Genomic DNA, 13110 nt, shown 5'->3' with positions numbered 1-13110 from the left:
ACGCGCTAGGGTGACGGCGCATCGAAACATCTCCCTACCTGGGTGGAGGACGCGTGGTACGTACCGTCATCGCCGCTTCCCTGGTCCTGGTGGCGGTCGCCGCCGGGTCACCCGCACACGCCGTCGACGGCCGCACGACGATCGTGGTCCGGGACGGCGCCACGCAGCCGGTCTTCGACTACGCGGACGCGATCAACGAGGACGTCTGGGTCGAGTCGCCGACCGACACCGACCGCGACGGCGTCCGGGACCGGATCCATCTGAACATCACCCGGCCCGGCGAGACCGAGACCGCGGGCCTGCGCGTCGCCTCACTGATCATGCCGACGCCGTACGGTGGCACCGCGCCGGAGGTGCCCTATCCCAGCGTCGACGTGGACCGGCTGCCGCAGGAGGATCTCGGCAGCGCGTCCCGCTCGGCCGCCGCGACCGCCGCGAACCGCGCGCTGACCAGCCTGAACGCGGCACCGGCCGCGGTCAGCACGTGGGAGTACTACACCACCCGCGGGTACGCGATGATCGCGATGGACAGCATCGGCACCGCCACCTCCACCGGCTGCCCGGACGCCGGCGGGCCGGACGAGATCGTCTCCACCCGCGCGGTCGTCGACTGGCTCGACGGCAGGGGGCGCGCGTTCGACGCGGCCGGCAACGTGGTCTCCGCGCGCTGGTCCGCGCGCAGCGTCGGCATGTACGGCGTCTCCTACAACGGCACGCTGCCCATCATGGCGGCGATCACCGGCCGGTCCGCGCTCCGGACGATCATCCCGATGTCCGCGGTGACCAGCTGGTACGACTACTACCGGGCGAACGGCCTGGTGGTCGCGCCCGGCGGCTGGCAGGGCGAGGACCTGGACGTCATGGCGAAGTACGTGCTCAGCCGCGCGAACCCGGAGGCGTGCGCGCCGAACATGGCCTGGCTGGAACGGGCCCAGGACCGCACCACCGGCGACTACTCCCGGGTGTGGGCCGCGCGGGACTACACCGCGCAGGCCGGGCGGATCGACGCGAGCGTCTTCGTGGTGCAGGGGCTGCAGGACTGGAACGTCAAGCCGAAGCAGGGCGTGCAGTTGTGGGACGCGCTGCGCGGCGAGAAGAAGCTGTGGCTCTACGACCGCGGGCACGGCTCGTCCTGCGCGCCGGAGTTCGCGCCGGCCATGCACCGCTGGGTCGACCACTACCTGTACCGGGTGGACAGCGACATCGAGGACGAGGCGCCGGTGACGCTGGAGGACGACGCCTGCACGGTCACGGAGACGACCACGGCGTGGCCGGTGCCGGGCACCCGCGCGGTCACCTATCCGCTGGCCACCGGCCGGCCGCGGACGGACACGCTCGTCGACAACGGGCGGGCGCAGACCGCGGAGCAGCTGCTGTCGCAGCCGGCGCACGCGCTGACGTACCAGCTGCCGGTGCTGACGAAGGACACCCGGCTCAGCGGTACGCCGTGGCTCACCGCGGACGTGAGCGTCGACCGTACGGCGGCGAACCTGACCGGGCTGCTGGTCTCCTACGCGCCGGACGGCACGGCCACGATCCTGACCCGGGGCTGGACCGATCCGCAGAACCGCCGGTCGGTGTGGCGCTCGGAGCCGGTCACGCCGGGTGCGACGTACCGGTTGCGCTGGGACATGCAGCCGCTCGACCGCACCGTCCCGGCGGGACACCGCCTCGGCGTGGTCGTCATCTCCACCGACTACGACTACACGCTGCGCCCGCTGCCCGGCACGAGGGTGTCGGTCCGGCCGGTCAGCAGCACGATCCAGCTCCCGGTGGTGGGCCGCCCGGCACCGTGATCCGGAGCCGCACTTGAATCAGTACATCTGTACCTGATACAAAAGTACCAGGTACAGATGTACCGATCCTGTGCGACTGGAGAACAGTGCCGTGACCGACAATCTCTTCGACGGCTTCGACCTGCGCGGCCTCGAGCTGCCCAACCGGGTGGTGATGGCACCGATGACCCGGGCCCGGGCCGTCACGGAGGCCCCCGACGACCTGACGGTCCGCTACTACCGGCAGCGCGCCGGTGCGGGCCTGATCGTCACCGAGGGCTCCCCCGTGTCCCACGAGGGCACCGGCTACCTGTTCACCCCCGGGCTCTACACCGAGGAGCAGACCGCCGGATGGCGCCGCGTCACCACCGCCGTCCGCGAGCGTGGTGGCCGGATCTTCGCCCAGCTCTGGCACGTCGGCCGCGCCTCGCACGTGTCCCTGCAGCCGGGCGGGGCCGCACCCGTCAGCGCCACCTCGCGGGCCTCCGGCTACACGGCCTTCGCCTATCAGCCCGACGGCGTACCGGGCCGGGTGCCGGCGTCGGCGCCACGCGCGCTGCGGACAGCCGAGGTGGCGCGCGTGGCCGACGATTTCGCCACCGCCGCGGCGAACGCGGACGCCGCGGGATTCCACGGCGTCGAGCTGCACGCCGCCACCCAGTACCTGTTCGAGCAGTTCCTCAACGCCGAGGTCAACGACCGCACGGACCGGTACGGGGCACGCACCGTCGCGGACCGGATCCGGTTCACGCTGGAGGTCGTCGACGCGGTCACCGCGCGACTCGGCTCGCACCGCGTCGGGATCCGGCTCTCGCCGTTCAGCACGGTGGGGAACATGCCGCCGGACGACCGGACGGAGGAGACCTACCTCGCGCTGGGCACCGAACTCGCGGCCCGCGACCTGGCCTACGTCCACCTCATCGACACATCGGTGTTCGTCGCCGACGACAGCTCCCTGGCCCGGCAGGTCCACGGGCTCCTGCACCGTCTCCGCCCGATGCTGGGGCGCACCCCGGTCATCCTGGCCGGAGGCCTGACCCAGCGGAGCGCGACCGCGCTGATCGGCCGCGGCGTCATCGACCTCGCGGCGTTCGGCCGCCCCTTCATCAGCAATCCCGACCTGGTCGAGCGCTTCCGCGACGGCATCCCGCTCGTCACCGCGGACCCGGAGACCTTCTTCGGCGGCGGCGAAGCCGGCTACGTCGACTACCCGCCCGCCACGGACCCGGCCGACGCGCGGGGAACGGAGGCGTCGGACCTCAACGCGCGGGTCATCGCGGAGTTCCGGGCCAACGGCGGCAGACTCGGCGGCCGGTTCGCCGGTGCCTCGATGCTGCTGCTGCACACCACCGGCGCCCGCAGCGGCCGGGAGCACGTCAGCCCGGTCGTCTACCTGGCCGACGCCGGACGCTACCTGATCTTCGCCACGAACGGCGGCGCGGACAGCCACCCCGCCTGGTACCACAACCTCCGGGCGAACGCGGCCGCCACGATCGAGGTCGGCAGCACGACGGTCCCGGTGCACGCGGTGGAACTGCGCGAACCCGAGCGGACCCGGCTCTTCGCCCGGCAGGTCGAACGCCATCCCGGCTTCGACGACTACCAGCGAGGTACGAGCCGCGTGATCCCCGTGCTCGCGCTGGAGCCGCCGCGGGACCACGTTCCCCTCGACGAGCAGGGTGGCCGGGCCCGGCAGGCGTAGGGGCTCCCACCGGCCGTCCGGTAGTTTTGTGCCGTGAACGACGTACGTGGCCTGACCGTCCGCGGTGCGGCTCGGCGCGCCGCCCTGCTGGACGCGGCCGTCTCCGTCGTCGCGTCCACCGGCTCCGGCGGCCTGACACATCGGGCGGTCGCCGCGACGGCGAAGGTCTCGCTCGCCTCCGTGACCTACCACTTCTCGTCGATCGAAGACCTACGGCGCGCGCTGTTCGAGCACGCGCTGCAGATCATCGACGATCAGCTCACCGCCACGGCGGCGACCGGGACGCCGGACGAGCTGCCCCGGCTGATGGCCGACTACGTCGTCGCGCTGGTGACCCGGCGCGGCGAGGCCGCCGCCGCCGTGCAGGAGCTGATCGTCGCGGCGATCCGCGACCCCGCCCTCAGGTCCACCTACCATGACCACCACCAGCGCGTCGCGACACTCCTGACGCCGTGCGTCGGCGAGCACACGCTCGGCCTCGCGGTCGCGGCCTCGATCCAGGGCCTGATCGTCACCGCGCTCACCTATCCCGACCTCGACACCGTCGAGCTGCACGCCGCCATCGTCACGCTCATCAACCAGGTCAGCACCGGCCACCGGGCGTGACGGTCCACGTCAGGCGTTGCGGGCCACCCGGAACCCGACGTCGTCCAGCGTCAGGCTCGGGTGGCTGCGGCGGCGGACCGAGGCGCGGCAGCTCCACCGCTCGTCGAACCAGCCGCCGCCGCGCAGCACCCGGTAGCCGCCGATCGCCTTCGGGTCGTAGACGTCCCAGCACCAGTCCCACGCGTTGCCGAGCATGTCGTGGAAACCCCACGCGTTCGGGACCTTGACACCGGCCACCCGCAGCCGGTCGCCGGAGTTGTCCCGGAACCAGGCCACCTCGTCCAGCGGGCCGTAGTGCGGGCCGCTGGAGCCGGCCCGGCACGCGTGCTCCCACTCCGCCTCGGACGGCAGGCGGTAGCCGTCCGCGTGCCGGTCCCAGGTGACCCGGCCCGCCTCGACCCGGTAGACCGAGGTCAGTCCGTCGCGTGCGGACAGCGCGTTGCAGAACAGCACGGTGTCCCACCAGGTCACGTCCGTCACCGGCAGCCGGTCGTCACCGCCGGCCGCCGGGCAGCGGCCGATGATCTCCGCGTACAGCCCCCGGGTGACCGGCAGCGCGGCGAGCCGGAACGAGCGCACGCCCGCGCTCGCCGGAACCGCGATCATGCGCTCGGAAGTGTCCACCCGAGCATCTTAGAGCGGCCCCGTTGCTACCAGGTCGCCGAAAGTTCACCGACGGTTTGCCCGCCGCCCAGGACCGGCGACGGCGGCGGGGTCCACGCGACGCCGAGCGTGGCCAGCGCGGCCCGCAGCACCACCGGGATCGCGCGCGCACTCCCGTCGTCGATCTTCAGCGCGACCGCGCCGACGCCCGGCACCGCCACCGCCGCGAAGCCCTCCGCACCGCCCTTGGCCAGCAGGCCCGGCACGTCCGTCATGAGCACGGTGTCCAGCGCACCGGTCCCGGCAATCAACCGCGGGTGGGCGCGCATCGCGTCCGCCACCTGCCGTTCGAACGAGCCCGGTGCCGCGTGCACCAGCCGCAGGAACGCCTGCGCCACCCCGGTCAGCGAGAATGCGAGGACCGGCGCGCCGCACCCGTCCACGCCCACCGCGGCGGCCGGCTCGCCGGTCAGTTCCTCCGCCGTGGCCCGCACCGTCTGCTGCAGCGGGTGCGCCGGCTCCCAGTACCCGTCCGGCGACCAGCCCGCGGCCCGGCAGGTGAGCAGCATGCCGGTGTGCTTGCCGGAGCAGTTCATCCGGGTCCGGGTCGGCGCCTGCCCGGCCCGCAGCGCCTCGTCCCGCGCGGCCGGGCCGGCCGGCAGGTCCGGCGGGCAGTGCAGGTCCGCGCCCGCGAACCCGTGCGCGTCCAGCAGCCGCTCCACCCGGGTCACGTGCACGTCCTCGCCCCAGTGGCTGGCACAGACCAGCGCGAGATCGGCGTCGTCGTCCAGCCGGAGCCCGGCGCGCAGCATGCCGACGCCCTGCAGCGGCTTGTTCGACGACCGCGGGAAGACCGGGCCGCGACCGTCGCCGCGCACCGCGACCGGCGCCCCGCCGGCGTCGAGCACCACGACGGACCCACGGTGCACACTCTCCGCGAACCCGGACCGCACCACCTCGGCCAGCACGGCCCCGCCCCGATACCCATCGCTCATGATCCACACGCTACCGGAGTTGCCGGCCGCCCAGCGCGGAGCTAACGTCTGCGCGCCTCGATGCCCATTTGTGTGAGGAACAACCGACATGTCGTCCTACGACGTACAGGCGGTCTCGTCCGCGCCGCCCGCCGCCGTCTTCGCCCTCGTCGCCGACCTGACCACCTGGCCGTCCTGGCAGGCGATCAGAAGCATCCGGCCGGACGGCGACGAGTGGATACTCGGCGGCGGACCCCGGACGGTCATCCGGGTCACCGAGATCGTGCCGGACCGCTCGCTCAGCTACGTCGAGACCTCGGAGACGCTGTGGCGCGACTACCGCGCCACGATCGAGGTCGCGCCGGCCCCGGACGGCGGCTCCCGCATCCGCTGGCACGCCACGTTCCGCAGCCGGCCCCGCCTGCTCGACCCGTTCTGGGCCTTCGCCAACGGCCGCCTCATCCGGCACCACGCCGCCGCACTCGCCCGCCTCGCGGCCGAGCGGCAGTAGCTGCCCCGGCGCCCGGTTCCGCTGCCGTGACACGCTCTCTGCCGGCGTCCCGAGCCCGGGAACCCGGGAACAGCACCCCGGCCGGAGCGGGAAGATCCGCGCTGCCGGATCCCGGGGTCTCAGCGGCCGCCGGAGACGTCGATCGTGGTCGCGGTGATGTAGTCCGCGGCCGGGGACAGCAGCCAGCCGACGGCGCGCGCGATGTCCTCCGGCGTGCCCGCGCGGCCGAGCGGCAGCGTCGGGCCGATGCGTCTCGCCCGGTCCGGGTCGCCGCCGGAGGCGTGCATCTCCGTGTCGATGACGCCGGGTCGCACACCCACCACCCGGATGCCGCGTGGCGCCGCCTCGAGGCCGAGCCCGCGCGTGATCGTGTCGACCGCCGCCTTGCTGGCCGCGTAGTCGACGTACTCCCCCGGCGCGCCCAGGACCGCGGCGCGGGACGACAGATTGACGATCACGCCACCGGAGCGCATCCGCTCCAGCGCGTGCGCGCAGCACGTCGCCAGCCCGATCACGTTGACGCCGAGGATGCGCGCCCACCGGTCCGGCGTGATCTCACCGAAGCCGCACTGCCGCTCCAGCACCGCCGCGTTGTTGACCAGGCCGGTCAGCTCGCCGAGCCGGTCCGCGGCCGCGAACAGCGCGGCGACCTGGTCCGGGTCGGCGACGTCGCAGGCGAGCGTGCGCACCGGGCTCGCCTCGGTGTCCAGCTCGGCCGCGAGCGCGCGGGCCCGCTCATGATCGGCTCGGTAGGCCAGCAGCAGCGCCCGCCCCGGCGTCCCCGCCAGTTCCCGCGCGACCGCGGCGCCGATGCCCCGCGTGCCGCCGGTGATCACACACACCCTCATCGTCGTCACGGTACGGCCCGGAGCCGCACCACCGCGGCCATCGGATCACTGAGTGAGCCGGACGAGTGGCCGCGCGGCTGATCCACTCCCGTGCGGGTCGCACCGTCGCGCGGACCTGCGACGAGCACCGATGCGAAGATCTCACCACCCTTGTGAATCTCTTCGCAGCCTCAACGATCAGTGCCCCGGCCGGTACGTTCGTCCGGGTTCCGGACACCGCGTCACGCGCCGGTGTCCGGCCGGAAGGAGAACGACGATGCACATTCGAGGCTGGCAGGTCACCGGTGCGATGACCGCTGCCGTGCTCGCCGCCGGGGTCGCCCTGGCGGTCACCGCGAACGCCGGCGACGCGACGGGGGGTACGCCGAACGCCAGCCTGACGCTCGGCAAGCCCGCGACGTCGAAGCAGCGTTCTTGCAAGACCGCCGAGAGCCCGGCCAAGGCCGTCGACGGATCGGTGGCGGGCACCTCCACCAAGTGGTGCTCGGCGGACGGCGCGACCAAGACCCTCGACATCGACCTGGGTACGGGTGTCCCGCTGGCGAAGGTCGTCGTGCGGCACGCCGGCGCGGGCGGCGAGGCGGCCAGGATGAACACCCGCGCCTTCACCATCGGCCTCTCCACCGACGGCCGGGCCTGGACCACCGCGGCCACCGTCACCGGCAACACCGCGTCCGTCACCGAGCACGCGGTGTCCGCGACCGCCCGGTGGATCCGGCTCTCGACGACCGACCCGATCGCCCGGATCTATGAGGTGGAGGCGCACGGTTCCGCTTCGGCCGCGCCGTCCCCGTCGCCGTCCGCGTCATCCGTCCCGCCGTCACCGTCCGTACCGTCGTCCGCGCCGGCCTCGCCGCCGGCCCCGCCGTCGTCGCAGCCCGCACCGCCGCCCGCCACGGGCGGGCCGCTGGCGAAGACGTCCGGCTTCTTCGTCGACCCGAACTCCGAGCCGGCGAAGTGGGCCCTCGCGAACAGGAACGACCCCCGGGCCGCGCGGATCACCGCGGAGATCGCGAGCCGGCCGATCGCCAAGTGGTTCGGCGAGTGGTTCACCGACATCGGCGCGTCGGTCGACAAGTACGTCGACGCCGCCTCGGCGGCCGGGAAACTGCCGGTCCTCGTCGCGTACACGCTGCCGGGCCGGGACGCGTGCAGCGGGCACTCCGGCGGCGGCCAGAAGACCCCCGCCGAGTACAAGAAGTGGATCTCGGCATTCGCCGCTGCCATCGGTGACCGCCCCGCCGTCGTCATCGTCGAACCCGACGCCCTCGGCGACGCCGAGTGCATGACCGCCGAGCAGATCGCCGTACGCAACGAGCTGCTGAACTTCGCCACCGGCGAGCTGAGCGCCAAGGCACCGCAGGTCTGGGCCTACCTCGACGCCGGCAACGTCGGCTGGGGCGAACCCACCGAGATGGCGGCCCGCCTGCACGACGCCGGCGTCCGCAACGTGCGGGGCTTCGCCCTCAACGTGTCGAACTTCCACCCGACGGACAAGACCGTGCAACACGCCGAGAAGATCAACGCCCAGCTGCGGCTCAAGGGCTACACCGCGGGCTTCGTCATCGACACCAGCCGCAACGGCAACGGCCACGCCGGCTCCTGGTGCAACCCGCCGCGGCGCAAACTCGGCTCGGCACCGCAGGCCGGCACCACCGGCGAGGACTACCGCCTCTGGGTCAAGACCCCCGGCATCTCGGACGGTCCCTGCGGCACCGCTCCCGGCGTACCCTCCGGCACGTACAGCCCCGACCTCGCGATCGGACTCATCGACGGCAGCTGAGCACCGCCGGCCCCACGGGCGTTCCGAACCTCCGGATGGCCCGTGGGGTCGCGCGAACCCGGGCCGAGCGGGACACCGACGCTGCTGTGGAGACCGCATGAGTAGCCCAGTGTCAACCTGTCGTTTTTTGATCTTGGTTGAGGAGTCGTTGGAGGGCTCGGTGCCGGTCGGGGTTGTAGGCGGTGTCGGTGGTCCAGCATTTCCAGATGATGTCGAGCCAGGCGCGGGCGAGGATCCGCACGCAGTGCGGATGGTCGTGGCCGCGGGCTCGTGCCCGGTGGTAGAGGTCGGCGGCCCAGGGGTTGCTGTGGCGGCTGTCGCCGGCGAAGTCGCAGACGGCGTCGCGCAGTTGTTTGTCGACGGCCCAGCGGAACGCGACGACGCGGGCTTTGCCGGACTCGCGGGTCGAGGGCGCGACGCCGGCGAGGCAGGCGAGGGAGGCCGGGGTCGGGAATCGTCCGCGGGCGTCGCCGATCTCGGCGAGCAGGCGGGCGGCGCGCACGGTGCCCGAACGTGGAAGGCTGGTGAAGATCTGCCGGTCGGGGTGCTTCGCTGATCTGTTGGGCGAGGGCCTCGATCTGGGTGCTGATCGTGGTGATGGTGGCGAGGTAGGCGCGAGTGATGCCCGCGAGAGCTTGGCCGTGGTCGCCGCCGGCGCCGGGGGCGGCGCCGGCGATCCGGGCGTGCAGGACGGCTGGGTCGGCGCGGCCGCAGTAACCGACGCTTGCCAGCCACGCGGCCAGGCGTTTCGGCGAGAGCCAGTCGATTGTGTCCTGGCTGGTGAATCGGGCCAGGAACCGCAGACTGATCGAGGAGTCGAGGTCGCGGAACAGGTCGACGACGGCGGGCAGCGCGGTCTGCAGATGGGCGCGCAGCTGGTTGGTCGCAGCGACACGATGTGCGATCAGGTCTTTGCGGGCCCGGCACAGTTTGCGCAGCGCGATGGTGGCCTCGCTGTCGAGCAGCAGAGGTGTCAGCCGGCGCCGGTCGGTGCGCACGGTGTCGGCAAGGACGTAGGCGTCGAATCGGTCGTCCTTGTTCCCGGCCGAGCCGTAACGCCGTCGCAGGGCTTTGACCTGCGACGGTGGGATCACCAGGACGGTGCGGCCGGCGGCCAGCAGCGCGTCGACCATCGGCCCGTCGCCGCGTTCGATGCCGACCTCGTCGACACCGTGCCGGTCCAGGATGGTGTTCAGCCGGTTCAGACCTGCTTTGGTATGGGTGACGCTGAACCGTTCGATCGGATCGCCGTCGCTGTCGATGATGCAGACGGCGTGGTTGTCTTTGGCCCAGTCGACACCGGCGGTGACCACTCGCCTCTGGCCGGGGGTGTCCTGCACACTCATTGTTGCCTCTCCGCTGCGCAACCAGTGGGGAAGCACCTGGCGGTTCCGGGACACCACAGCCGGTTGCTCATTGAGCGGCGTTCGCACACGCATAGCCCTGTGGCCGATCGGGGCGTCCCGGGCCGCCGGGCCTCGCAGAACTCATGCTGGACCTCGAAGGTCGAGCGAGCGGGGCGATGGCCCGACAGTCACCGGTGCACTCGAACCAACATCAGCTCGAGTGAGACAAGGGTGCACCAATGAGCGGAAGTGCCCGCCGTCCGTCGATCGCCCGCTGTCCACCGGGCCGTCCGGACGGCGTGGTGCGGGCGTGGCCCGCGTAGCGGCCGTGCGGCAGGATCACCGAGTGGCCGAGTCGATGATCGGGCGGGTGACCGCGTTGCTGGACGCGGTCGCGGCCAGGCCGCGGCTGAGCCGCCGGGAGCTGGCGGTCGCGACCGGGTTACCGCAGGCCACCTGCAACCGGATCGTGGCCCGGCTGGTGGCGGAAGGGCTGCTGGCCGACGACGGGCCGCACGGGTTACGGCTCGGGCTGCGCCTGTTCGAGCTCGGCACCCAGGCCGGGCAGGCGGGCATGACGCTGCTGGACGTGGCCGCGCCCTACCTGCGCGACCTGCACACCGCGTTCGGCTGGACCGCCCAGCTCGCGACCCGCGAGGGAGCCGACGTGATCTACCTGCTGAAGGTCGACGGCCCGGGCCGGTCCCGGCTGGCCACCCGGGTCGCCGGGCGCTTTCCCGCGCACTGCACCGGGGCCGGTAAGGCGCTGCTCGCCTTCGCGCCGCCGGAGGAGATCGACGACCTGCTCGCCCGGCTGCCGCTCTCGGCGCGCACCCCGGGCACGCTCACCGACCGCGCCGCGCTCCTGGCCGATCTGCGCGCCACCCGCCGCCGCGGCTACGCCGTGGACCGGCAGGAGTTCCAGCCCGGCGTGACCGGCGTCGCGGTCCCGCTCCGCCCGGCCGGCCGGCTGGTCGGCGCGATCACGCTGGCCGGGGCGGTCTCCTCGGTCGACGTCCCGCGCGCCGCCCACGCGCTGCGGGTCGTCGCCGACCTGATCGAGCCACGCCTGGCCGCCCACGGCTGACTCGCCGCCGTGCGCCCGCACCCGCCCGCCACGGCCGAGACCAACCCCGCTCACCCGCCACCCGGCCGGCCAGGGCTGACGACGCGCCGCCTGCTCACGCCCGGCCCCCACGGCCGAGACCGCGCCGGCCGTCGAACGGCATCCGGGTGCGGCGGTGGGCCGGCCCCGCCGCACCTGAGGTGGCGGCGGGGCCGGCCCACCGGTCAGGTCGTGACCGTGGTGATGACGGCCGCGGAGGCCGCGGCGCCGGCGGCGGCGATGGCCGCGGTGGTGCGGGCCACCGCGGTGCCGACGGCGGACGCGCCCCAGTGCCCCTTCTCCAGTTCCTTCGCCCGCCGGTAGACCTCGCCGGACCAGGCGAGCTGCGGGCGCAGCTCCGGCAGCGCACCGCTGCCGGAGAGCAATGCGATGATCGCGGCCGTACGCGTGTCCGGCTCCGTGCCGTCGACCAGCGCGCCGCGGATCGCCGCGCGGAGCCGCGCCTCGTGCCCGGTGCCGGCCGACGGGAGCTGCGTGGTCCGGAACAGGCCGAGCACGCGCTTGCTCTCCCGGCGCAGCTCGCCCCGCTCGACGAGCCGGTCGGTCACCGTCTTCCACAGGTCGCCGCCGATGGCCAGCAGCAGCGTCTGCACGGTGCGCGGCTTGCGGGTGACCTCGTCGTACGCCTCCTGCAGCAGCGGGTCCGGCAGCGGCCCGTCACCGACGGCGACGACCTTCGGGCCGCTCAGCACGGAGCCCGCTCCCTCGACGTCGATCCGGCCGAGCATCGCCAGCTCGACGAGCACGGCGCCGCCGAGCGCGTACGGCAGCGTCCCCGCCTTGGCCGGCGTGCCGGTCTCGTCGTCCAGCAGGAGCAACAGCAGGTCCTCGACGATCAGCATGTGGCTTTCCCTTCCCGGTCCGGTGACGTGTCACCCTCGCCGGTGGCACGCTCCCGGCCACCGGTAAATGACCCCATACCCTAGGACATTACCGGCCGCCGACACGTCACACACCTCGGCACAGCAGCCGAAGGGTCACCACATGCACTACTCAGGAAGAAGAAGCGCAGATCATGGCCGCCGTTAAGTGTCACAATCAGGTATGCCTATAGGGCTGGATTGGGCGGCAGCGTTCGCTGCATCAGGAGGGTGTCGATCCAGCGGCCGTGCTTGAACCCGACGGCGGTGAGGCGTCCGGCGTCGGTGAAGCCGTGCCGGCGGTGCAGGGCGGCGGAGGCGTCACTGCCGGTGTCCGCGATGACCGCGATCACCTGCCGGACGCCGGCGGTCGCGCAGGCGTCGAGCAGCGCGGCGAGCAGGCGGGAGCCGATGCCCCGGCCGGTGTACGCCGGGTCCAGGTAGATCGTGTCCTCGGCCGTGTGCCGGTAGGCCGGTTTGGGGCGCCACGGCGTGGCGTAGGCGTACCCGGCGATCCGGCCGCCGTCGTCCGCGACCAGGAACGGCAGGCCGCGCGCGGCCAGGTCGGCGTGCCGGGCGCGCCAGTCGTCCGGCGACGGAACGTTCTCCTCGAACGTGGCGACGCTGTCCGTCACGTACGCCGCGTAGACGGCCGCGACCGCCGCCAGATCGGCGACGGTCGCAGCCCTGATGATCTCGGTCATCCGGCCACCGTAGTGGACCGTTCACGCACCTCCGCGCAGGCGGCTCACCCGGCCGGCGGACGAGACGGGTCATTCGCCGAGCAGGCGAGGCACGTGCTCATCCGGCCACCCCGCAGGTGGGAGATCCGCACGTCGTCCGGCAGCGCGGGGAAGAGGTCGCCGGGTGCGGCCCGGTGCGCGGTGAGCGCGCGGGTCCCGGTCGAACGCGGGCGGCACCGTCGATCGGATGACCGTCGTGACGCCGGACCGCGATCCGGCCGGCCGGTCCCGTC

12 protein-coding genes and 1 pseudogene are annotated in these 13110 nt (G+C 73.1%); 6 read left to right on the top strand and 7 right to left on the bottom strand.

From position 1 onward, the window contains the following. Positions 1-53 precede the first annotated feature (53 nt). The 3 genes from J2S44_RS30615 to J2S44_RS30605 all read left to right on the top strand — a co-directional run bounded on the left by J2S44_RS30615 (position 54) and on the right by J2S44_RS30605 (position 4083). Positions 54-1796, top strand: a complete 1743-nt coding sequence (locus tag J2S44_RS30615; protein WP_310420944.1) for a CocE/NonD family hydrolase — start codon at positions 54-56, stop codon at positions 1794-1796. Positions 1797-1887: 91 nt separating this feature from the next. Beyond that, on the top strand, positions 1888-3477 hold the full coding sequence (locus tag J2S44_RS30610) for a nitroreductase/quinone reductase family protein (protein ID WP_310420942.1): 1590 nt from the start codon (positions 1888-1890) through the stop codon (positions 3475-3477). A 33-nt stretch (positions 3478-3510) separates the two neighbouring features. Next, positions 3511-4083: a TetR/AcrR family transcriptional regulator gene (locus J2S44_RS30605; protein ID WP_310420940.1), complete on the top strand. Its 573-nt coding sequence runs from the start codon at positions 3511-3513 to the stop codon at positions 4081-4083. A gap of 9 nt (positions 4084-4092) precedes the next feature. Here J2S44_RS30605 and J2S44_RS30600 read toward each other — a convergent pair whose 3' ends face one another. Both J2S44_RS30600 and J2S44_RS30595 read right to left on the bottom strand, forming a co-directional pair. Further along, positions 4093-4689 (bottom strand): formylglycine-generating enzyme family protein, encoded by a 597-nt coding sequence (locus tag J2S44_RS30600; protein ID WP_310430002.1) that lies wholly within the window; start codon positions 4687-4689, stop codon positions 4093-4095. Between the two features lie 44 nt (positions 4690-4733). Further along, positions 4734-5681 carry an asparaginase gene (locus J2S44_RS30595; protein ID WP_310420938.1) on the bottom strand — a complete coding sequence of 316 codons (948 nt, stop codon included), beginning with the start codon at positions 5679-5681 and terminating at the stop codon, positions 4734-4736. 88 nt (positions 5682-5769) lie between these two features. Between J2S44_RS30595 and J2S44_RS30590 the strand changes: the two genes are divergently transcribed. Further along, positions 5770-6171, top strand: coding sequence for an SRPBCC family protein (locus J2S44_RS30590; protein ID WP_310420936.1), 402 nt, complete (start codon positions 5770-5772; stop codon positions 6169-6171). A gap of 119 nt (positions 6172-6290) precedes the next feature. Here the strand turns inward: J2S44_RS30590 and J2S44_RS30585 are convergent, their stop codons facing one another. Then, the gene (locus tag J2S44_RS30585) at positions 6291-7019 is read right to left on the bottom strand and encodes an SDR family oxidoreductase (protein WP_310420934.1); all 729 of its coding nucleotides are present in this window, start codon (positions 7017-7019) and stop codon (positions 6291-6293) included. Positions 7020-7275: 256 nt separating this feature from the next. Here J2S44_RS30585 and J2S44_RS30580 point away from each other — a divergent pair, with 256 nt between their 5' ends. Then, positions 7276-8802, top strand: coding sequence for a glycoside hydrolase family 6 protein (locus J2S44_RS30580; RefSeq protein ID WP_310420932.1), 1527 nt, complete (start codon positions 7276-7278; stop codon positions 8800-8802). Between the two features lie 112 nt (positions 8803-8914). Here the strand turns inward: J2S44_RS30580 and J2S44_RS30575 are convergent, their stop codons facing one another. Together J2S44_RS30575 and J2S44_RS30570 are read right to left on the bottom strand one after the other, a co-directional pair. Next, positions 8915-9304 carry a transposase gene (locus tag J2S44_RS30575; protein WP_310420930.1) on the bottom strand — a complete coding sequence of 130 codons (390 nt, stop codon included), beginning with the start codon at positions 9302-9304 and terminating at the stop codon, positions 8915-8917. Between the two features lie 403 nt (positions 9305-9707). After that, positions 9708-10148 (bottom strand): annotated as a pseudogene (locus J2S44_RS30570) (IS110 family transposase); the annotation flags it as partial. 346 nt (positions 10149-10494) lie between these two features. Between J2S44_RS30570 and J2S44_RS30565 the strand changes: the two are divergent. Further along, on the top strand, positions 10495-11235 hold the full coding sequence (locus J2S44_RS30565) for an IclR family transcriptional regulator (RefSeq protein WP_310420928.1): 741 nt from the start codon (positions 10495-10497) through the stop codon (positions 11233-11235). Positions 11236-11438: 203 nt separating this feature from the next. Here J2S44_RS30565 and J2S44_RS30560 read toward each other — a convergent pair whose 3' ends face one another. Both J2S44_RS30560 and J2S44_RS30555 read right to left on the bottom strand, forming a co-directional pair. Then, positions 11439-12116 (bottom strand): GOLPH3/VPS74 family protein, encoded by a 678-nt coding sequence (locus J2S44_RS30560; protein WP_310420926.1) that lies wholly within the window; start codon positions 12114-12116, stop codon positions 11439-11441. Between the two features lie 206 nt (positions 12117-12322). After that, positions 12323-12838 (bottom strand): GNAT family N-acetyltransferase, encoded by a 516-nt coding sequence (locus J2S44_RS30555; RefSeq protein ID WP_310420924.1) that lies wholly within the window; start codon positions 12836-12838, stop codon positions 12323-12325. Positions 12839-13110: the final 272 nt, after the last annotated feature.

Origin of the sequence: Catenuloplanes niger, from assembly GCF_031458255.1 — a bacterium.
Classification (GTDB): Bacteria; Actinomycetota; Actinomycetes; order Mycobacteriales; family Micromonosporaceae; genus Catenuloplanes; species Catenuloplanes niger.
Note: the sequence above shows the minus strand (reverse complement) of the source record. Positions and strands in the feature narration are given on the sequence as shown.

Coding starts and splice junctions, on each gene's coding strand:
- J2S44_RS30600 (WP_310430002.1), bottom strand. CDS start 4,689: ATGATCGCGGTTCCGGCGAGCGCGGGCGTGCGCTCGTTCCGGCTCGCC.
- J2S44_RS30595 (WP_310420938.1), bottom strand. CDS start 5,681: ATGAGCGATGGGTATCGGGGCGGGGCCGTGCTGGCCGAGGTGGTGCGG.
- J2S44_RS30590 (WP_310420936.1), top strand. CDS start 5,770: ATGTCGTCCTACGACGTACAGGCGGTCTCGTCCGCGCCGCCCGCCGCC.
- J2S44_RS30585 (WP_310420934.1), bottom strand. CDS start 7,019: ATGAGGGTGTGTGTGATCACCGGCGGCACGCGGGGCATCGGCGCCGCG.
- J2S44_RS30580 (WP_310420932.1), top strand. CDS start 7,276: ATGCACATTCGAGGCTGGCAGGTCACCGGTGCGATGACCGCTGCCGTG.
- J2S44_RS30560 (WP_310420926.1), bottom strand. CDS start 12,116: ATGCTGATCGTCGAGGACCTGCTGTTGCTCCTGCTGGACGACGAGACC.
- J2S44_RS30555 (WP_310420924.1), bottom strand. CDS start 12,838: ATGACCGAGATCATCAGGGCTGCGACCGTCGCCGATCTGGCGGCGGTC.